This is a genomic window from Arthrobacter alpinus (assembly GCF_001445575.1).
GTDB classification, from domain to species: domain Bacteria; phylum Actinomycetota; class Actinomycetes; order Actinomycetales; family Micrococcaceae; genus Specibacter; species Specibacter alpinus_C.
Genome location: NZ_CP013200.1, coordinates 3,553,431 through 3,575,263 on the forward strand (window position 1 = coordinate 3,553,431; position 21,833 = coordinate 3,575,263).

Genomic DNA, 21,833 nt, shown 5'->3' on the forward strand with positions numbered 1-21,833 from the left:
TCTACTAACTTATTGCCAACGGAGCTCTAGCCGTGTTGGTTGTCGACGCCCCGGAGCGGCGTGTCGACAACCCGCGATAACGCTTTTGGTTACTTTGACGGCGTCTGCAGCGTAAAGACAGGCGCTTCCACATTCAGATCGGCCTGGTACTCCTCACGGATCTTGTCGCCACCTTCAGACTTCCACCGCTTGAGCACCTCGGCATGCTCTGAGACCTTGGCCCGCCCTGTGATGATGTCGACGGTCTTATCGCGAATGATCTTCGTGATCTTGGGGCCGACCTTAGCGTTGGTATCGGAGTAGGAACCGTTGGTGGGATTGCGCCAGGCAAATTCCAGCAGCTTCTTCTCTGCCTCGTACACATAGTTCGTGACATCCGGGAAGCCCGGGTTGAAGTTCACGCGCTCCGGGGCCGTCATGATATTCAGCGCGCTCACCACGCCGGGAAGATTCTTGAGCCCCTCGGCATTCAGGATCGGGTTGCCGTCTGCATCGAAGTCGAAGTCCTTGCCGGCAACGCCGTAGTTCTTTTCCAGGTATTCCTCGGTGCCAAACGGTGCCGAAAGCCAGTTGACGAGGGCCAACTGTTCCTTGATGCGCTTTTCATCGGTCTTCTTGAATGCCGTAAACCCGACGGTCCCGTAACCCATGTTGTAGCTCGGGGTGAGCTTCCCATCAAAGCTGAAAGGAACCAAGAGCTCGATGTCAGCGTCGGCATCCAGGGCGCGGAACGTGCCCACATCGCGCGGCCCCGAAACCACCATGGCACCCAAGGAACCATTGACGATCCGGGTCTTGGTGTTTGTCATGTTGACGTCCGGGTAGAAGGCACCGGCTGCGAAGAGCTTGGCCACGTATTCCAGACCGGCAACATAGGCCTCGGTCTCATACAGATGAGTCAGGCTCCGATCCTCGTTGACCGCCCAGCCATTTGGCGCACCGAGGCATTGGGTCATGATGTTCAGGACGTTGACGTAGGCCGGCTCCAAAGCATACTGCTGCTTCGAGGGGTTGCTGAGTTCCTTGATTTTGTCGAAGAATTCGTCGGCATCCTTGGCATTGAGCCCGCCAACCTTGGACCATGTTGCCTTGGTTCCGAGCATCACCTGTCCAAAGGGTGTGCTGGGGATGGGTGCTCCCCAGATTTTTCCATTGACGACGGCGGTTCGCCAGGAATCGGGCTTGAGCGCCGCCAGGTTGGGGTACTCAAGAACGGCATCGCCGGAGAGATAAGGCGTGAGGTCTTCAAACTTCGCTTCGAGCATCGCACCCACATTAGGCAGACCCTGGTTCGGCGGGATCCACATCAGGTCCGGCAGTGTGTCACCGGCAAGAATCGTAGCAAACTTGGCCGGGTAACCGTCGCCCGTATCCTCAACAATCTGCATATTGAATTCCCCGCCCAGCGACGTGTTCAGCCGCTGCCAGAAAGGGTTGTCCGGCATGGCCGGGGCCATGATTTCAAACGTCTCGGAGAGCACACTGACCGGGCCGGTGAGTGGTTTGGCCGTTGTGGAAGCCACCGGCTTTGGCATGTTGATGAAACCAGCTTCCAAACCCTCGGCATTTCCGGGCAGGTCAGCCACCACGTCGGTGAATTCCTTATACGTTGGCAAGACCACCGCTTTAGATGCTTCGGCACCGCCACTCTTCCCTCCGGCACCGCCATTGCAAGCCGACAGTGTCCCGCTTAGGGCCACCGCGGCCACCGAGATACCGGCAAGTCCGAGGAAGTTACGTCGTGAAATCCCAACAGTGTTGATAGAACGCTTCATGGTAAACCACTTTCTCTTGTCAAAGTTGTAAAAGTTTTGAACTGACTAACCCTTGATGGCGCCGGTAATAACGCCCTTCGTGAAGTGCTTTTGTAGGAATGGATAGACGATAAGAATGGGCAGGAGGGCCACCACTACGATGGCCATCTGCATAGATTGCGGCGGTGGCGTGGACGTCACACCGATGGCTTCGGCCATCGATCCGCCCTGAACTACGTAGTTGCGCAGGACGAGCTGGACTGGATACAGGGTCTGATCGTTGATGTAGAGCATGGCGTTGAAGAACGCGTTCCAAAATCCAACGGCATAGAACAGGCCAACCACGGCGATCACGGCCTTGGACAGTGGCAGGACGATCTTGCGCAGGATCATGAAATCGCTGGCACCGTCAATCCGGGCAGCCTCAATCAATTCAGCAGGAATATTCATGAAGAAGGAACGCATCACTACAAAGTTGAAGGCCGCAAAGGTGCCGGGCAGAATCAGCGACCAAACGGTGTTCAGCAGTCCCAGTTGCTTGACCATCAAAAACATGGGGATCAATCCTGGGGCGAACAATAGCGTGAACAGGACCAAGAGCAGCACGGGGCGACCCAGCATGACCGGTCGGCTCGTGGCGTATGCCATCGTGATGGTGATGAACAGCGCGAGGAAGGTGCCGATCGCGGTGATGAACGCGCTCACTCCCAGCGCCCGGATCATGAATTCTCCGCTGAAGATGGCCTGATATGCGGCGAAACTGGGATGTGTTGGCCAGAGTACGAATCCGCCGGCCGCTATCAACTGTTCGTCGTCCGCCAAGGATGTGGAGATGACGAGAAGCAGCGGGATGACGATGGAGAGGCTGATCCCTCCGATGATGATGGCCTTGATGGTGCCGTAGAGGGGTGAGGCCGGCTCCTTCCAGGCGGGTCTTCCGGGATTGAAGCTCAGCTGCTTGTTCAGGCGTTTAGTGGCGCGTCGGCCGGACAATGTTGCCGTCATGCTGCTCTCCTTGGTGGATGCGGTGATTGTCTGAGTGCTCATGAACCCACCTTCTTCTGGAAGATTCCGGGTTCACCAAGGCGGTGGGCCACCTTATTTGCCGCAAAGATTAAGAGTGCGCCCACCACGCCCTTGGCGAGTCCTGCTGCCGCACCGGCGCTCCACCCGCCGCCAACAACTCCGGCAAAGTAGGTGAAGGTATCCAAGACTTCGGATGCCCCGGCTCCTACGGCATCGTGCTGCAGCAGGAACTGCTCAAAGCCGACGCTGAGAATGTCTCCGATGCGCAGAATCAACAGGAGCACAATGATGGAGCGCAGTCCTGGAAGGGTGATGTGCCACATGCGGCGCCACCTTCCAGCGCCGTCGGCCGCTGCGGCTTCGTAGAGCGAGCCATCGATGGAGGCCAGTGAGGCGAGGAAGATGATCATGGCCCAGCCTGCGTCTTTCCAGACCAGCTGGATGGTAGCCAAGAGCGGGAAGGTGTCTGGGTTGGTCATGAAGGGAACGGTGTCCATCCCCAGATCACGCAAGGTGTTGTTGACCAGGCCGGCGCCTCCGAGGACCTGCTGGAACAAGGCAATCACGAGCACCCATGAAAGGAAGTGCGGCAGGTAGACCAGTGATTGGAACCAGCGACGAAGCTTGTTGCTCACGAGCGAGTCAACGATCAACGCCAGGCCCAGTGGTACGGGGAAGAACAAGACCAGCTGCCATACTGCCAACACGATGGTGTTGCGCAGTGCCACCCAGAAATCCGGGTTGAAGTACAGATCCACGAAGTTCGCAAGCCCCACCCAGTCGCTGCCCGAGATGCCTAGGAACGGCTGGTAGTCCTGGAAGGCAATGACGTTACCCAGGATGGGGATGTAAAAGAACAAGGCTAGAAATGCCACGCCTGGAATCATCATCAGGAGCATCTGCCGATCCCTGCGCAAACGAGTCTGCCAAGAGATTTTTCGCAGCGGGATGTCCGCTTGCTGCTGGCGGCCCTTGCCGGACTTTTTTCCCGGCTTGCCCTGGCTGACAGCGGCAGCCCCGGGACGTTCAACGGACGCGGCAAGTTGCTCCGCCGACTCCTGTTGCAGCTGACTCATAGGTACTCCTGATCTTTGTGGAACGGCATATTCCCGTGCCTCAGCACCAAATTGGTGGTTTCGACACTCATTAGTTAACCGATTAACAACGATAAGTGAGGGCAGTCACATATGCAAGATGTTGGGGAATATTCTTTTCAATCCGTCACTAAAAATCATCAAGCCCGGTCTGCAAACGCAAAAAAGCGCCCGATCCCGCCTTCCGCGCCCGGGATATCGGGTGTGGAAAGCGGGATCGGGCGCAGATGTCGAAAACCCAAGCGGCGGAGCCGGTGTTTCCGTAGGCTGCGTAAAGGAGACTGTAAGGCCGCCCGCGGCCGTCGGTCAGATAGCAGCCGAGGGCATGCCGGTCCGCCGCCGGGGTCACGACCACCGAGGCGAAAGTTACCCTTCGACACCAAGCGTCTTGAGGATCAGCTCGCGCACGCGGCCGGCGTCGGCCTGTCCGCGAGTCACCTTCATAACGCCACCAACAATGGCGCCAACGGCCTGAACCTTGCCGCCACGAATCTTGTCGGCAACGTCTGGCTGGGCGGCCAATGCTTCATCGATCGCGGTCTGGAGAGCACCGTCGTCGGAGACCACGGCGAGGCCGCGCTTTGCCACAACCTCGGTGGGCGTGCCCTCTCCCTCAAGGACGCCGTCGAGCACCTTGCGGGCCAACTTGTCATTGATGGCACCTGAGGCGATGAGCTTCTCAATCTCAACCACGACGGCGGGAGTGACACCCAGCGCTGCGGGGTCAACGTCGGCCAGTTTGGCACGACGTGCGATCTCGCCCATCCACCACTTGCGCGCTGCTGCGGCGGTGGCACCGGCGGCAATGGTCTCTTCAATCTCGTCCATGAGGCCGGCGTTGACAACGTCGCGGAACTCCAGATCCGAGTAACCCCAGTCAGCCTGCAGACGCTTACGGCGCTCGGCCGGCGGCTCGGGCAAGGTGGCCCGGAGTTCTTCAACCCAGGCGGCGCTGGTGACGATAGGCACCAGATCCGGTTCCGGGAAGTAGCGGTAATCGTCAGCGTCAGACTTGGGACGGCCCGAGGTGGTGGACTTGGTGTCCTCATGCCAGTGACGGGTTTCCTGCGTGATCGCCACACCGGAGTCAAGAACAGCAGCGTGACGCTGGATCTCAAACTTCACGGCATTCTCGACGGCGCGCAGAGAGTTCACGTTCTTCGTCTCGGTACGGGTACCGAGCTTCTCCTGGCCGTGCGGGCGCAGGGAAACGTTGGCGTCGCAACGGACGTTGCCGTGCTCCATCTTCGCCTCGGAAACGCCCAGGTTCTTCACGATTTCACGGATGGCCGCAACGTACGCCTTGGCCAGCTCGGGGGCACGTGAGCCGGCGCCTTCAATAGTCTTGGTGACGATTTCCACCAGCGGCACACCTGAACGGTTGTAGTCCACCAGGGAGAAGTCGGCGCCCTGGATGCGGCCCGTGGAGCCACCCATGTGGGTCAGCTTTCCGGCGTCCTCTTCCATGTGAGCGCGTTCGATCTCGACATGGAAAACGGTGCCGTCCTCGAGCTCAATGTCGATCCAGCCGTCGTAGCAGATGGGATCATCGTACTGAGAAGTCTGGAAGTTCTTCGGAGTGTCCGGGTAGAAGTACTGCTTGCGCGCAAAGGTGCTGTGCGGGGCAATCTTGCAGTTCAGCGCCAAGCCGATCAAGATCGATGACTCGACAGCCTTCTTGTTCACCACCGGCAGCACGCCGGGCAGACCCAGGCACACTTCGTTGACGTTCGTGTTGGGCTCGTCGCCAAACACGTTGGGTGCGGAGGAGAACATCTTGGTCTTGGTGTTCAGCTCGACGTGAACCTCGAACCCGAGAACGGGCTCGTACTTTTCCATGGCTTCTTCGAAGCTCAAAATGGTTTCAGTGTTCATTAGTTAGCCTCCTCGGCTGCAACAGCTGTGGTAGCGAGCTCGGGGGCCTGGTTCAGCATAGGGCCGCCCCACTTGGCCTCGAGCAGGGATTCCAAAACAGCACCAACACGGTAAACGCGGGCGTCCTCGCGGGCCGGAGCCAGCAGCTGGATGCCCACCGGCAGGCCATCTTCGTCTGCCAAGCCACCGGGCAAGGTCAACCCGGGGATGCCAGCCAGGTTTGCCGGAATGGTGGCAACGTCCTGCAGGTACATGGACAGCGGGTCATCGAGCTTCTCGCCCAGCTTGAACGCCGTGGTGGGCGTGGTCGGGGAAATCAGCACGTCAACCTGCTCGAAGGCAGCTTCGAAGTCGCGCTGCACCAGGGTGCGCACACGCTGGGCAGAGCCGTAGTAAGCATCGTAGTAACCGGCGCTCAAAGCATAGGTTCCCAAGATGATGCGGCGCTTGACTTCAGCACCGAAACCGGCGGCGCGAGTGGCACCCATGACGCGCTCAATGGTGAGCGGGCCTTCGGTGGGCAACGTGCGCGCACCAAAGCGCACGCCGTCGAACTTGGCAAGGTTAGAAGACGCCTCACTCGGCATGATCAGGTAGTAGGCACCCAAGGCGTAACCGAAGTTGGGGCAGGAAACCTCTACGATCTGCGCACCTGCTTCGCGCAAGAGTTCCAGAGATTCGTTGAAACGGTTCTCGACGCCGGCTTGGAAGCCCTCGCCGTGCAGTTCCTTGATGACACCAATCTTCATGCCCTTGACGTTGCCCAAGCGGGCGGCGTCGGCGAGGCCAGTGGAGGGATCGGTCAGGGAGGTGGAGTCCTGGGGGTCGTAGCCGCCAATGACTTCCTGCAGCAGTGCCGAGTCCAGCACCGTGCGCGAAACCGGGCCAATCTGATCCAGCGAGGACGCCATGGCGATGGCACCGTACCGCGAAACCGCACCATAGGTGGGCTTCACACCAACGGTTCCGGTGACCGAGCCCGGCTGGCGGATGGAGCCACCGGTGTCGGTACCCAGTGCCAGAGGAGCTTCGAAGGCGGCCACAGCAGCGGCCGAGCCACCGCCGGAACCGCCGGGGATCCGGTCAAGGTCCCAGGGGTTGCGGGTGAGGCCGTAGGCGGAGTGCTCCGTGGAGGACCCCATGGCGAACTCATCGAGGTTGGTCTTACCCAGCATCGGCATACGAGCGGCACGGATCTTCTTGATCACTGTGGCGTCGTAGGGGCTCATCCAGCCCTCGAGGATCTTGGAGGCAGCAGTGGTGGGCTGGCCCTTCGTCACGATCAAGTCCTTGATGGCGATCGGCACACCGGCGAGCTCGTGGAGCTCCTCGCCAGCGGCGCGGCGCGCGTCAACATCGGCAGCGACGGCGAGCGCCTCTTCACCGTTAACGTGCAAGAACGCGTGGATGCCGCGCTCACCGCCGTCGATCTCGGCAATGCGGTCAAGGTGAGCCTGGACCAGCTCAACGGAAGTAATTTCGCCGGTGGCCAGCTTTGCTGCCATGACGGCGGCGCTGGAACGGATCAATTCAGATGCACTCATGGATTAGCTCTCCTCCAGGATTGCGGGAACCTTGAAACGGCCGTCAGATGCGTCCGGGGCACCCGAGAGTGCTTCTTCGACGGTGAGCACATGGCCCACAACGTCTTCGCGCATGACGTTGGTCAGCGGAATTGGGTGCGAGGTGGCAGGTACGTCCGCCCCTGCAGCCTCGCTGACGCTCTTGACTGAATCCACAATTACTGCCAGCTCGGTGGCCATGCGGTCCAGTTCCTCGTCACTCATCTCGATGTGAGCCAGTTGCGCCAAGTGCGCCACGTCGTCACGGTTGATCGCAGCCATGGATCTCCCCTACAAAAAAGAAAAAAGTTATCCCCACTAGCTTATCTCGCATGGCAGAGCCTAAATCCCGCCTACTAGGAGATGCCTGTCTCTGTTACGGGCTCAGCCTTGGCGCTTTTGGGAGGGTTCAGTCTTGGGGCTGCCCGCCTTGGGGCGCCGGGCCCAGAGGCGGGAGCTGCGGGCGGAAAGTGCCAGCAGTACCAAAATATCCAGCGGCAAACCCAGTGGATCTTCCGACAGCGAGACGTTTTCGCCGTGCAAAAGCGTGAAGGCAGCCTGAATAACGAAGCCAACGCTAAAGGCCAAGGTGGCAATTCTCGCCCAATTGCTGCCGCGAAGAATTAACACGGCCAGCAGCCCGTAGATCAGGAAGGCAATGGCGGAGATTCCAATGACCACCATCAGTAATGCACTGATGGTTTGCTGATCCACTGTGTTAAAGCTGGAGGCGGTGCTGGCCACAGCCGTGTTCCAGTCCTTGACCATCAAGCCAATAGTCACGATCCCCACCACAAAACGAAGGGCCATCAGCAGCACACCAAGAGTGGTGGGAGTGGGGCGCCTGTTCGCCTCTTCCGCACGCCGGGCATCGGTGTCCGGCCCCAGCGGGTTGCCGTCGGGCGGGATCGTGAGATGTCCGACGTCGACCACGGGCAGGTCCCCATCGGTAACAATGGTGTCCCCTCCCCCGTTACGAGAGTGATAGCCGCTGGAGAAGTCCTTGATGACACGCAGCTCTATATCGGGGCCGCCCTCTTGGATCGAGTGCACAATATGGTCGCGTTCCCGGTCGGTGTCGGGGGCAATTTTGTGCGTGATCTGCAGGGTGAAGATGGAGAAACCCACGGCCCGGTCAAAGGTGCCGGCCGCCATCCAATCGGCGCGGTGCCCGCCCGGGAGCATCCAACCGTCGGGGCAACGCCAGAACCGGACATGGTGGCGTTTGGCGGGATTGCCGGCCACTTCCTTTTGATAGGCCAAATCCTGTGTGTGTCCGAAGAGCAGCAGCGGGCTGACGGGGGCTTCATCGTAGCTTTGTTTCAGGAGCGTGGAGGTGATGATGCGCCAGCTCGAACGCAGGGTAACCGGATCCGCCCGGATCCAGCCGGCCCGAGTCATCGCCTCATGCAACTGCGCCTCGCTGCCCACGATGGCCAGGTTGATCGGATCTCCCAAGAGTCCGTCGCTGGTCCGCGCCCGGCCGATGAAGTAGTCGGGCACGTATATTTTGGTCAAAATACGGTGGAGCCGCGGCAACACCAAATACGCCAGCACCATCCAGAACAGGAACAAGAACGGGACCATGTACCAGCCATTGAAGAGGCCTTCGGATAACACCAGGTAGGCCAGCCAGAGTGCTGCGAACGCGCCAAAAATGAACGCCGCGTAGTCCACGATGGAACTGAAGGATCGGCGCCGGGACCGCCAATTTCTGCCGGCCACTTTTGGCTTCAATGGCGCGCTCAATTCAGGCACCCCGGGACGGTTGCTTTGTACACACCATGACACATACGGACATCATACTGCCGCGTCTAAAGTGCCATCCGGTAGACCCGCAACATCTTGCCGTTCTCCGGGATGGGCCAATCACGCGCCGGAGCGCGAGTAAACCCCAGTTTTTGGTACAGCGCGTGGGCTGTGTGCCAGTCGTCGCCAGTGGTCAGGCTCACGGCCCGGATGCCTTCGAGGCCACGGGCATGCTCCAGGATCCACTCCACCATCTTGCGGCCGGCACCGCTGCGCTGCACCGCCGGGTCCACTACGAGGAGCCGGAATTCGAGCTCATCTTCGAGTGCGATGTCCGCCCAGACATCACCGTATACGGCCAGCGTCGCCGAGCCGATCACCACCCCGTCCCGCTCCGCCACGATCATGGGCGCCGCAGCCGCCCGCTCCCCCACCCGCATGATCTGTTTCATGTACGGGTACTCGGCACTGTCAAAGTACCCTGCCCCGAGGTAGGCATCGGCCGTAATCCGGGCAACGGCGTCGTAGTCGTCTTCGGTGATGGGGCGAACTGTGGTGCTCATACATATGGCTTTCTGGTAGTTTCTTGGAGCTGTCACTGGCACAGACTCCTGGAACTGATTTCTGGGTCTGTTGTCCGGTGCTGATTCTGGAACCGTTGCTGGCATGGGTCCGGCGCCAGAGCTTGTCTGCCTAAGTCTTCCGTACCGCGGTGCTGCTAGAGAAATTCGGCAGCGGCAGCTGGGTTCCTGAGCTTCTCCAGGACCGGGAATCTTCAGCAGCTGTGATTCCAAACAGCAGATAACGGGGGTGCTGGGCTTCTCCGTGATTCCAAACAGCAGGTAAACGGGGTCTGGGCCTCTTACACCCCCGTTACCTGCCAATTGGAACGGCACCCACCTACGGCACCCCCGTTATCTGCTGTTTCGATTGCAGGACAGAAGTGAGAACGAGGTGAAGTCCACCAAATCAGCCAAACCCGCTGAATCAACCGCCTGATCTGCGGTTTGAAATTAACATCCGAAGCAGCTCCGAAACAGCCTAAATCCAACGAGGTTGGGCCCAACCCAGGCCTTGCGCCGGCACGTCAAAAACCGGCTCCGTCCCTGAAATTCGGACCGCTGGAGGCAGCCTCAACCCGGGACCCCACTGGGTGTTCTCGGGGACCAACTCAGTAAGATCCAGCTCCGGGGCAGGCGCGTCCGGATCCGAGGGTGGCGTTTGCATCAGCTCCACCGCAGTTCGCGCCAGTGAAAGACTCGCATTGCGCACTGTCCCGTCGAGGCGGTCGCTCCACGCGTTGATGGCTGCCGCCGCACACAAATACCCCGTGGCATGATCGAGCGCCTGAACCGGCAAGGGGTGGGGTGTCGCCGAGCCGAAGTACGCCATTCCTAGGTGGGCAATCCCGCAACTCATTTGCACCAGGGAGTCGAAGCCGCGGCGGTTAGCCCACGGACCACCCCACCCATAAGCGTTCAGCGCCACATCAATCAGATTTGGATAGCGCCGAGCCAGCACATCCGCAGAGATGCCCAAGTTATCCAGCGCATCGCCCCGGTAACCGTGAATGAAAATATCAGCCCCAGCCAGCAACTCATGAAGCGCCGCCAGTCCGTCCGGAGATTTCAGGTCCAGTCTGGCGCAGCGTTTGCCTACCGTAAGCTCCGCCTCAAGCACCGGCTCCTCCCAATCCGGCGGGTCAATCCGCAACACCTGGGCCCCGAATGACGCCAGAAAACGCGTAGCAACCGGCCCGGCAATAATCCGCGTCAGATCCAGCACCCGCACCCCGTTCAATGGTCGCCGCGGAGTGGCGGGCCGGAAGCGGCCAGAGGCTCCGGAGTCGTCCCGTAGTTCTGGAACGGCCCGCGGATCACCCCAAGCAATCAAGGGTTCGACCGACACCGCCCTCCCCTGCGGGTGCTGCCGCCATTCCTCGGGAGAGCGCATCAGCGCCGCGCAGCCGTTCGCCGCGACCACCGCGTTTTCCAAGGCCTCCCCATTCCACTGCACGACGGCGGCAACCACCGTTGCGCGGTCGGCGCCGGATTCCAGCCCGAGCACCTGCAGGACGGCGGCCTTGTGGTGCCGGGCATTGGTATGGAGGCGAATCCAGCCGTCGGCACAGCGATAGTCGCCGGCGATGACGTCCCAGACTGGTGGCAGCGTCCAGCCGACGGGCGTGAACGACATACCGAACCAGAACGAAGCCAGATCCCGGTCAACGCAGACATCCGGAGGTGCGGCACCGAGGCGTTGGGTCAGATCCGTCACGGCCTGCCCGGCTTCAGCCATAGCGGTGACGGCAAACCCGGTGACATCAAACGCCGAAGGAAGCGCCCCTGTACCCGTGATTCTCATGGCGACACCCTTTCGTCCATGCCAGCGAGCAACCGGCCCCATTTCCCAGCAACAGCCAATGCGATATAACGCCCGGGTCATCGCCTGATCTGCAGTTTCGAATCACCCAACCGCCAAGACTTACTCCGTCGGCGCGAATCCGCCTTCCAAACCGGGCACGCAGGCAGCGGTCCAAACGGAGAGCACTTCTTCTCGTGTGGGCAGCCCATTGACAGCAGGGCTCAGCACCGGACGGTGCACCCAGGCACCGGCCTCTTCGGCAATGAGACCTCCAGCGGCAAAGTCATGCTCGAACAGGCCGTATTCCAGGTAAGCGTCCACGGATCCGTCGGCCACACCACACAGTTCCAGCGCAGCGGAACCCAGCCGGCGGAAATCGCCAAAGTGGTCCATCCGTGAGTTCAATTCAGACACCAGGCGCCGCCGCACATCGGTGTCGTAGCTCAGCGACGTGGATAGCAAGGTGCCGCCACGCTTTTCCACCGGACCATGAAGCTGACGCACCGACTGCACACCGTCTGCACGAGTTTCATCCAGCCAGGCGCCGCCGCCCAGGGACGCGAAGTAGATCCGACGCAGCGCGGGCGCGTTGACCACCCCAGCCAACCATTCGCCGTCGGGCCCCATCACGGCAACCGAGGTGCCGTAGTAAGCAATGTTGCGGATGAAGTTCATGGTGCCGTCGAGCGGGTCAATACTCCACCGGTACCCCGACGGCTCGGGCGGAAGCGCGGGGGCCAATTCCTCGCCGGTGATGACATCGTGCGGGCGGGCATCGGAAATGACTGCGCGCACAGCGTTCTCGGCTGCCACATCGAAGGCTGTCACCCAGTCAGCATCGGATGATTTCTCCGTAGCTGCGAAACCCTCCGGGTCCCGGACAGCGAGCACGGCGGCCCCAGCGGCGGCAGCACGCAAAGCCACCTCGAGAAGTTCATCGACGGTCACGGCGGACGGGTTCATGAGGATCCTTTGTTAGTCGGTCTCGGTTGGAAGGTCAGAGGGAAGCTCAGCAGCGAGCTCAGCGGAAGGCTCGGTGGCGAGCGCGGCGGCAACAGGTCCGGATTCCAAAAGAAGCAGGAATGCTTCCTCATCCAGCACGGGGACCCCCAGCGCCTCCGCCTTGTCCAGTTTGGTGCCAGCGGCCTCGCCAGCCACCACGTAGGAGGTGTTTTTAGAGACCGATCCGGCCGCTTTTCCGCCTCGAGTGATGATGGCTTCCTTGGCTTCGTCGCGGCTGAGCGTTGGCAATGTTCCAGTCACCACAATGGTCAGGCCTTCCAGAGTGCGCGGCATGGATTCATCCACGGCATCTGCCATCAGCACACCGGAGGCAGCCCACGCAGCAACGATTTCCTGATGCCAATCCACATCAAACCACTCGATCAGCGCCTCGGCAATGATGGCGCCCACCCCGTCAACATTGGCCAACTGCTCGCGCGCATCCGGAGCCGCCAACGCCGCCCGGATCGCTTCCATGGAACCGTAACGGGTGGCCAGTGCACGCGATGCTGTGGGCCCAACATGCCTGATCGACAACGCCACCAGCACACGCCACAACGGAGCCTTCTTGGCCTTTTCCAGCTCCTCGAACAGCTTTTCCGTGGTCTTGGTGGGTACCGACGGCTTCTTCGCGGTGGCCTTCGTGTAGAAGTACGGCACCTGCGCGTAACGCCCGGTTCCCTCCCCCTTGGACCTAATTTCACGCCAAACCACGACGCCGGACAGGTCCAGTTGGGCGATGTCGAAGACGTGCGCTTCACTCGTCAAGGGGCCGGGACCGGCCGGGGCGATGGCCCCGCCGTTCTCGGCTGGGTCGGGTCCCGGACCAGAGGTCAGCGCCATGGCGGCTTCATAGCCCAGCGCCTCAATGTCAAAGCCACCGCGGCCTGACAAGTGGGCCACCCGCTCGGTCAACTGGATGGGGCAGGACTGCGTATTGGGGCAGCGAATATCGATATCGCCGTCCTTGGCTGGCGCCAATTCGGTACCGCAGGACGGGCAGTGTGTGGGCATCACGAATTCACGCACGGGCGGATCTTGTGCCTCGCGCAGCGCCATGACGGGGCCCACGATCTCAGGGATCACATCCCCGGCCTTGCGTAGCACCACGATGTCGCCAATCATGACGCCCTTGGCCTTGACTACATCCTGGTTGTGCAAGGTTGCCCGTTCCACAGTGGAACCGGCAACCAATACCGGTTCCATGATGCCAAAGGGGGTCACGCGTCCGGTGCGCCCCACCTGCACCCGGATGTCCAGAAGTTTGGTGTGGACTTCCTCCGGCGGGTACTTGTACGCCACCGACCACCGCGGCACGCGCGACGTATGGCCGAGCCCGCGCTGCGTAGCCAAGTCATCCACCTTGACCACAATGCCGTCAATCTCGTGAATCAAATCATGCCGGTGCTCACCGTAGTAGGCAATGAAGTCCAGGACCTCGGGCAGCGTATCCAGCACCTTGTAGTAGGGGCTGATGGGCATGCCCCACGATTTCAGCAGTTCGTAAGTGTCAGACTGGGTTGCGGTGGAGAGCCCTTCGCGGGCGCCGATCCCGTGGACAAACATGCTCAGTGGGCGTTTTGCCGTCTCCGCCGGATCCTTCTGGCGGAGCGAGCCGGCAGCGGAGTTGCGGGGGTTCGCAAACGGCGCCTTCCCTGCTCCGACCATCTGCTCGTTCAGAATGGCGAAGTCCTTCGACGCAATGAAAACCTCGCCTCGAATCTCCACCTCGGAGGGAAAATTATCCCCGTGCAGCTTCTGTGGAATGTCCTTGATGGTGGCCACATTGTGTGTGATGTCCTCGCCCGTGGTCCCGTCGCCGCGCGTTGCAGCCCGCACCAGCACACCGTCGCGGTACAGCAGGTTTACGGCCAAGCCGTCAATCTTCAGCTCGGTCAACCACTTCGGCGCCTGCCCGCCTTGCTTCTCAACGGATGCAGCAGCCTTGACCAGCCAGGCTTCCAGCTCCTCAAGGGAGAACACATCTTCCAGCGAATACATTCGGGCCAAATGGTCGACGGCGGCAAACGCCACCGAGACATCCCCACCTACCAGCTGGGTTGGGGAATCGTTGGTCACCAGTTCCGGGTGCAGTGCCTCCAGTTTTTCCAGCTCGCTGTACAAAACGTCGAACTCCGCGTCAGAAACCAGCGGTGCGTCCTCGTTGTAATACGCTGCCCGATACTTTTGGATCTCATCCACCAGGACGCCGTAGCGTTCCCTGTCGGCGCCTGCCGGGACGGCGTCCGCGGGTACGGCAATGCCGGAGGCTTCGGCTGGTTCGGTGGAATCTGGCTGGGGTACTGCATTCTCGCTGCTCACGCTACTATCTTGCCCCATCCAAGACCTGCAGTGCGCGAACCAGCACCATGAATCCGGACACTGCCCGCGTCCTCCACCCGCTCGTCTCTCGCAGTGGGACCCTCGAACGCGTGGGCCCACCCGCGTCATCCACCCGCGGAGGATCTTCCCTGCTGGCTCGGAATGGTCGCCGAACGTTCATGGCAGGACGGGCCGCGCCCGGGTCAGGCGACTGTGCAATAGCGGCCAACGGCCCCGAGCAGGAAGTTGGCGTAAGGCGGGTAGGCGAACATGAGCCCGTTGGGCCCCATGATCGGCAATGGAATCTCCATGAGCTGGCCATTACTGGTGTGGCTTACCATCATGGTCAGGACAGGGAACCTTCTTCGCCCGTTGAAAATGATGAAATGGCAGGGGTGGATATGGGAGATGTTTCCCCCTGGCAAAGTGGTGCACGCTGCGCTTGGACGGGTGGAACGCCGCAGCTCGATTCCTGCCGGACCAACCGTGACCACCGGCAACAACCCAAGTTGCTTGCGCCCATATCCAAGGGCCTTCAGTGCCGTACGGAGCTCGCGCGTGTTCTGGGTCAGGAAGACGACCGACTGGGGCTGGGCAGCCTTGGCCACAGCCTGCTTACGGCGTATGTATAGCACCGTCGGAATGAGCATCATGGCGATAAAGAACGCGGGCAGAAAAAATCCGGCAGACACGGCAATCAGAGGGATGGCCACGTCCTGCCATGAAGAAACCCCCTTCACCGCCACAGCAACTGCCGCGAAAAGGAAAATCAACACGACGGCCCCAAGCAGGCCCCAGAACATCGCCTTGTGTTTGCGCCTCACACCCGGAATCTCCACGAACTGCGGCGGACCGGGAATGGCCGGCGGAAGAAAGGCCCAATCGCCGGTTTGAACGGGACTAGGCGGTTGCGAATCTTCAGGCATGCTCGCAAGTCTATTTGACGAAGGCTGCCAACCGACGGCCAGGACGATCCGGGTGTCCGGCCGTTGACGCAAGGTAATGAGCCAGGTCAGGCCGAAGCTGGGGAATTAAGCAGAAGTAGCTATCCATGTTGCTGCCGTGCTGCAAGGGTATTGCTTGGCCGCGGTTGGCGGGCTCGCCGCCTGGTGGGTGTAACTTGCCGTTGTCAAGAGGTGGGGCAGGGGCGCGTTGTGGTCATTCGCTGCCGTTGCGGACAACCCTGATGGTTACGGGGGTAGTTATTGCCATTCGCGCACGGTAGACCGGGTGCGAATGGCAATAACTACCCCCGCGCCCAAAAAAGAACCCCGCCTGGTTGTTTTCCGGTCCGGATCCCGCGCCAATGGGGCGAGTGGAGCCATGCCGGCCCACGCTCGCCAGGTCGGCGTTTGGGCCCACAATCCCGAGGGCCCCTGGTTGCAGACGCGCCAGCGGCTGCAACCAGGGAGGGATTGGGGACTAGCGCGAGGCTTCGATCTGCTGCTGCTTCTGCTTGTTCACCACGGACTTGACCTGGTTCAGATCGTTGATGACGTTGTTCAGCTGCTTCTTGGAGGTGGGCCAGGTGGTGCCCTTGAAGCGGCTGGCGTCAGGGCCTTCCCAGCGAACGGACTGTGCTTTGCCGTCCAAGGTGCTCATTGCGGAGGTGATCTGGTCGATGGCCTGAGCCAACTTGGAAACCAGTTCTGCCATATCCTGGGGATCGTTACCAATCATTGCCACGATGTACATCCTTTGCTGAAGTAAGAGACCCTGTGCTGGCTTGTCCAACCGGGCGACTGCTAATAATCTAACAACTACATTTTCAAAGGGCGATGGGGACAACTCCCCAACCGCTCCCTGCCGCTCGCACGCTCACGGCGGGACCCTCGCGATCGTGGCCCCACCCAACCGCTCCCTGCCGCTCGCACGCTCACGGCGGGACCCTCGCGATCGTGGCCCCACCCCAGCTACCGCTCGTGATCCATGGTCGTGGCCACCTGCAGCTTGAACGCCTTGCCCCGGCCCACCACGTAACCGCGGCCCGGGACAAACTTATTGTTGTGCAGCCGGCCCAGCGAGGTATTCATCAAGGTGTCGCCCTCGATGTCGCTCGGGTTCAGCAGCAGGCCACGGCGGCCTGACTTGAACAGCCCGGCAATGCTCCATGCGGCAGCCCAGGTGGAGGTCTCGCCTTCGCCCACCACAAAGAGGTTCGCCTTGATGGCCGATTTGATCAAGGTGACCAGATCCATTTCAGCCTCGGAATCGGCAAACTCCGTGACCCCCTCAATGAAGAATGCCACCGGTGTGGTTTCACTTTCCACCAGGTCGATGAAGCGCTGCAGCTCCGGCTCCAGCGCCGCAGCCGTTACGATGGCCTCGTCCCACACGGACAGGTTGGCGACCGCCGATCGTCGTGAGCCGAAGTACACGCGGCGAGTGCCCGGCGTCGACCGTTTGAACGCCTCCGCCAAGGTGACCAGGGCGGTGGTGCGCCCGGACGACGGCGGCCCGGTCAGCATGAGCGCGCCGCTGGCTTGCAGTCCGGCCGGTTCCAGGTTGTAATCGTCCACGCCAATGATGACGTTGCCGGGGGTTGCTTCGGGGAGCACGTTCAAATCCAGGCTCTCCGGCAGCGATTCGATCCGCGGGGCGGCCGGCACGCCCTGACGGCGCATGGTCTCGCCCAGGCTGGCCACCTGACGCGCCTGCAAAGCCAAGTTGGGCGTTCCACCGAAGATCGCCATCTGGATTTCGCCGCCGTCGATCATGCCGCGCCCGGGAGGCGATGCGGCGTCGAGGACGTCGCGGGGCAGGCCCAGGTTGGAATAGTCATCCGCTGTTGCCATGCGGAGCACCAGTAGGCGCTGCACGGAGGAGGCCAACGACGCCGGGAGCGACTTTGGGCTGTCACCGGCAATGACAATGTGGACACCCATGGGACGGCCGTCAGTGGCGATCTGCTGGAGGGTTTCGAACTGGGTCATGCCCACCCGGAACTCGTACAGCTCCCGGAAGGTAGCCAAACCGTCCACCATGACAATGATGCGTGGTTCATTGGGCTTGTTGGCTAGGCGGCGGTACTCGGCAATGCTGCCAGCCTTCACGGCGGCGAACGTTTCGGCGCGCTCCTCGATGAGGCCGCGCACATAACGCAGCAGCCTGCCCACGCGCTCGGCGTCCTCGGCATTGATAATGCCGCCCACATGGGGCAGCGCCTCGAGCATTTGCAAACCGTTGGAGGCCGCATCGATGCCGTACACCTGCACGGGACCACCGCGCGGGGTGATGGCGGCGGCAACGGCAATGGTGCGCAGGGCAGCGGATTTACCGGAACCGCTGGCACCCAGGATGGCCATGTTGCCATCCTTGTCAGGTTCGAAGAATACAGTGGGCTGGGCCTGGTGTTCCGGATCATCCATGACACCCAACACCAACTGCTCATCTGTGCGGGAGTTGGGCAGTTTGGAGAAGTCGTAGATCTCCGAAAGCTCGCTCAGCCACGGCTTGCGGGGCGGCTTAATGCCCAACTCCACAGCTGTCAGGGAAATATTGGCCACCACCTTGGCGATGTCGTTGGGCCCGGCCGAATCCTCCACAGGTGCTACAGCGAGCTCCTGCTCCCACGGGGCACCTGCGCCAAAGTCCATCTCCACAATGTCAATGCGTGGACGTTGCGGGGTGCGCGTTGTCCAACCACCGGCATAACCGGTCTGGAAACCCTGAATGCGCCCCGGTCCGGTCTTGGCAGCTCCGCGCCCGGGAATGGACGGGCTGAAGTACGCCGCGGTGGGCTCCCCCAAAATGTCCTGAGAATCGTCAACATCGGCCATGCGCAAGGCGATACGCATATTCGTATTGGCGCGCAGGCTGTCCTTGATGACACCCGAGGGGCGCTGCGTGGCCAAGATCAGGTGCAAGCCCAGTGAGCGGCCACGTGCAGCCACATCCACCACGCCGTCAACGAACTCCGGCACTTCCTTGGCCAGTGCGGCGAACTCATCCACCACAATGATCAACGACGGCGGCGTCTCCGGATCTGCTTCCCGCTCCATGGCTAGCAGGTCCTTGGCCTTTTTGCGGTTCAGCAGGTGCTCCCGGAAGTGCAGCTCGGCACGCAGGGAGGTCAGCGCCCGGCGCACCAAGTGCGGGGACAAATCTGTTACTAGCCCCACGGTGTGCGGCAGTTTCACGCAGTCGGCAAAAGCCGCACCACCCTTGTAGTCAACGAACAAGAAGGAGAGCCGGTCAGGACTGTACGCTGCGGCCATGCCCAGGACCCACGCCTGCAGAAACTCGGACTTTCCGGCGCCTGTGGTTCCACCCACCAGGGCATGCGGACCTTCGGTCTTCAAATCCAGGTACATGGGTTCCACGCCCTTGGAACCGACCAAGGCTCGCAGGGAACCTTGGTACTTGCGGTTCTTGACGGCGCGGGAGGCAACAGAGTTGTTCTCCAGCCACCGATCAGCAATGCCGGAGGTGCTTTCCACCAGATCGTGGCCGGCGAGTGCCACATACGACACGCTCCGTGGAAGGTCAGAATCGTCGTCGACCGGTGTGCCGGAGTCAACCACGGGTGCCATCATGCGGGCCAGCTGGGACGCCAAGTCCAGGCTGACGCTTTCGCAGCTCACGGGGTACGTCAGTTGACCCAGACGGACCTGGCCGGTGGTGGCGGTTTCGGCAACATGGACAAAGTCGCGGCACGGAGCCGGCAAGGCTTCCACGGAACCGGCAATCCACATGATGTGAATGCCGGCGTCTGCACCATATTCGGTCAGGCGCGTCAGGCGGGCCCGGTCCACCTTGACATCGTCTTCAATGATGACCAGCATGACAGGGGTTGCCGGCGCCGGCGTTTCTGCCTTGGCCGGGTCTTGACTGCCACGGTGGGCGGCGGCATGGGCGGAAAGGTTGACGCCGCGGGTGACCATGAGGTCCTCCAACGCGGCCAGCAACACACTGGCCGCCCCGCTGCCGGAGGCCAAATGGTCCGAGCCCAGCGGGGAATGGACGGAGTCCACATGGGGCAACCATTGCAGCCACTCCCAGCGTTGCTTGGACTCGGCGGAGGTCATGGCGGCCACTGCCAGTTCGGCTGGTGAGTGCAGACCTACGGCCTGCAGTACCAGGGCGCGGGCAACATCGTCCACCACGCCGCGCGGGCCGGCCACGCCCAGGGCGCCGCTGTTGCGCAACTGTGCCACCACCGGGACAGCGTCAATATCGGAGAATTCCGTCTTCAGGTCCTGAATTTCTGCCATGTATTCAGGCAGCGTCTCATTACTGTCACCGACCTCCACCGGGGTTCGTGAGGGCTGGCGGCCAACACCAAGACGCAGGGACAAAAATGCTCTATGTTCGGGACGGTGGGTCCACATCAGCGGGCCCAGCTTGTAAATGGCGTCAACGGTTTCCGCCGTCGACGGGCTTTCGGCGAGGCGGATGGCACGCTCAACCTGCGCACGTGCCGTCATTTGGCGCCTGAACTCCTTGACGGAGCCACGGAACTGCTCAATGGATTCACGGAGTTCGCGTTTGGCGTTGACTTTCTGATCCACAAAACCACCAATGATCATCAACGGCATCATGGCCATGAAGATGACACTGAACAGGCTCTTGGTGACGGCGAACATGACGGCACCCATGAGGATCGGGGCAATCAGCATGACCAGAGGGAAGCGATCCCGGCGTGGCCGCTTCGGGCCCGCCGGGACGGTTTGCTTCTCAATTTTGAATTGCGCCACCACACGCGGCGAGCGGTTGAATTCCACCAAGGGGCTGGTAGGTCCGGCGTGGGAGCCGCGGCCCAGGCTGACCACGGAAATAGTGGTCTCCCCGAGCGTCACCTCATCCGAGGAGCCCAGCATGGCCCGGGAGATCTGAATCCCTTCCATCATGAGCCCGTTGGCCGAACCGGTGTCCACAATTTCCACGGTCTCGCCAACCGTGATGCGGGCATGTCGCTTTGAGGTCATGGGATCGCTGAGCCGTACGTCTGCGTCAAAATCACGCCCCACGTAGCTGGTGCCCGACGGTAGGGCGAATTCCTTGCCGGCATCTGGGCCGGCCATGACGCGCAGGGTGGCCGCGGCCGGCCCTCGGTCCTGATTGGGCAGGGCGAAGGACTCGCTGACCTGCGTGAGTGAAACCGTGGCCCCGGGGCGCAGCCCGGATTCCAGCAAGTTGCCCTCCGGCGGCAGGGTGCGGCCTCGGACGCCACCCACCATGGATTCCTCCACCAGCAAGGACAGGTTTTTCGGCGCCTGCGCCCCCTTGCGTGAGGGATCGGAGAGGTACAGCTCCGTGGCAATATCCCCTACCGAGGCCAAACCGTCCACTGTCACAGCGAGGTTCTTATCCCCTTGCGGTTCGCGCCGAAGCGTCAGTCGCAGCCTCATTCATCGTCCGTTCCACGTTGCGTTTCCAGCAGGGGCAGGTCATCGGAGGTGACCAGGTGCGAGGTCACAGCGTGTTCCACGAGGCGGGCGCGCCTGTTGGTAGCTAGTTTTCCACCACCGCCGCGCAGTCCCACGACGCCCACGCGGTCCAGTTTGTCGCACACGTTATCGAGCTTGCGGTTGAAACGGGTCAGGGCCCAGCCCAGCCGTTTGGCGGCTTGGGCCGAGGATGGGATGGAGCTAAAACCTGTTCCTTCGCGGCGCAGCATGGGCTCTGCCAAGGCAACGATCAGCGCCTTCTGCGAGGGGGTGAACACCACCGGGCCAATGGTGGTGGAGCCGGCCGAATCGTCTTCGCGGCTCTGGGACATGAACGACGGCGAATCCAAGTGCACGGAGAACTCGTACGTGGTGGGTCCGGCGGTGAAGATCACGTTGGTCTGGGCAAACACCAGTGGGATGCGCGCCCCTGGGGCCATCCAGGCCTGCATGCCACCGGCAGCGTCGGCGATGGTGGCACTGAGCATGGTGCCGGCATTGGTGAGCCACCAAATTCCGTCATATTTGCTGACTTCCAGGAATTTCCGGTGCAGATACGGGTTATCGTCAACCTCAATATCGCCTTCACGGCCAATACTGAAGACGTCCTCGGGCGATGGTTCATACCATTCGCCGCAAAAATCAATGGTCAGTTCAGCCATGACGGCAGCCCCCTTGTTTGTTCATGATGCTTCA

The 21,833-nt window shown here is 61.4% G+C and carries 15 protein-coding genes; all 15 read right to left on the reverse strand.

The genetic code is table 11. The annotated features are described in order from the left end of the window. Window positions 1-89: 89 nt before the first annotated feature. Entirely contained in the window at window positions 90-1,775 is a 1,686-nt protein-coding gene (locus tag AS189_RS15925) for a twin-arginine translocation signal domain-containing protein (protein ID WP_062291051.1), read from the reverse strand. A gap of 45 nt (window positions 1,776-1,820) precedes the next feature. Continuing rightward, window positions 1,821-2,759, reverse strand: a complete 939-nt coding sequence (locus AS189_RS15930) for a carbohydrate ABC transporter permease (RefSeq protein ID WP_062293870.1) — start codon at window positions 2,757-2,759, stop codon at window positions 1,821-1,823. Window positions 2,760-2,797: 38 nt separating this feature from the next. After that, complete coding sequence (locus tag AS189_RS15935) at window positions 2,798-3,679, reverse strand: ABC transporter permease (protein ID WP_062293872.1); 882 nt, start codon at window positions 3,677-3,679, stop codon at window positions 2,798-2,800. A gap of 561 nt (window positions 3,680-4,240) precedes the next feature. Continuing rightward, window positions 4,241-5,749 (reverse strand): Asp-tRNA(Asn)/Glu-tRNA(Gln) amidotransferase subunit GatB, encoded by a 1,509-nt coding sequence (gatB, locus tag AS189_RS15940; RefSeq protein ID WP_062291055.1) that lies wholly within the window; start codon window positions 5,747-5,749, stop codon window positions 4,241-4,243. Further along, window positions 5,749-7,293, reverse strand: a complete 1,545-nt coding sequence (gene gatA, locus AS189_RS15945) for an Asp-tRNA(Asn)/Glu-tRNA(Gln) amidotransferase subunit GatA (protein WP_062291058.1) — start codon at window positions 7,291-7,293, stop codon at window positions 5,749-5,751. Before gatA ends, gatB begins: the two co-directional genes overlap by 1 nt. Window positions 7,294-7,296: 3 nt before the next feature. Continuing rightward, window positions 7,297-7,593, reverse strand: a complete 297-nt coding sequence (gene gatC, locus AS189_RS15950) for an Asp-tRNA(Asn)/Glu-tRNA(Gln) amidotransferase subunit GatC (RefSeq protein ID WP_062291064.1) — start codon at window positions 7,591-7,593, stop codon at window positions 7,297-7,299. 102 nt (window positions 7,594-7,695) lie between these two features. After that, window positions 7,696-9,036, reverse strand: coding sequence for an LssY C-terminal domain-containing protein (locus AS189_RS15955; protein ID WP_237759892.1), 1,341 nt, complete (start codon window positions 9,034-9,036; stop codon window positions 7,696-7,698). Window positions 9,037-9,125: 89 nt separating this feature from the next. Continuing rightward, window positions 9,126-9,623, reverse strand: a complete 498-nt coding sequence (locus AS189_RS15960) for a GNAT family N-acetyltransferase (protein WP_062291067.1) — start codon at window positions 9,621-9,623, stop codon at window positions 9,126-9,128. A 478-nt stretch (window positions 9,624-10,101) separates the two neighbouring features. Continuing rightward, a complete protein-coding gene (locus AS189_RS15965; protein ID WP_202814103.1) occupies window positions 10,102-11,424 on the reverse strand; it encodes a CoA transferase in 1,323 nt (440 codons plus the stop codon). A 120-nt stretch (window positions 11,425-11,544) separates the two neighbouring features. Next, window positions 11,545-12,387, reverse strand: a complete 843-nt coding sequence (locus AS189_RS15970) for an inositol monophosphatase family protein (protein WP_062291073.1) — start codon at window positions 12,385-12,387, stop codon at window positions 11,545-11,547. A 12-nt stretch (window positions 12,388-12,399) separates the two neighbouring features. Further along, window positions 12,400-14,766, reverse strand: coding sequence for an NAD-dependent DNA ligase LigA (gene ligA / locus AS189_RS15975; RefSeq protein WP_062291076.1), 2,367 nt, complete (start codon window positions 14,764-14,766; stop codon window positions 12,400-12,402). Between the two features lie 185 nt (window positions 14,767-14,951). After that, a complete protein-coding gene (locus AS189_RS15980; RefSeq protein ID WP_062291080.1) occupies window positions 14,952-15,674 on the reverse strand; it encodes a hypothetical protein in 723 nt (240 codons plus the stop codon). Between the two features lie 496 nt (window positions 15,675-16,170). Then, window positions 16,171-16,434, reverse strand: a complete 264-nt coding sequence (locus AS189_RS15985; protein WP_129587134.1) for a hypothetical protein — start codon at window positions 16,432-16,434, stop codon at window positions 16,171-16,173. Window positions 16,435-16,661: 227 nt separating this feature from the next. Then, on the reverse strand, window positions 16,662-21,098 hold the full coding sequence (locus AS189_RS15990; protein WP_062291084.1) for an FtsK/SpoIIIE domain-containing protein: 4,437 nt from the start codon (window positions 21,096-21,098) through the stop codon (window positions 16,662-16,664). Further along, window positions 21,095-21,799 (reverse strand): hypothetical protein, encoded by a 705-nt coding sequence (locus AS189_RS15995; protein ID WP_062291087.1) that lies wholly within the window; start codon window positions 21,797-21,799, stop codon window positions 21,095-21,097. Before AS189_RS15995 ends, AS189_RS15990 begins: the two co-directional genes overlap by 4 nt. Between the last annotated feature and the right edge of the window lie 34 nt (window positions 21,800-21,833).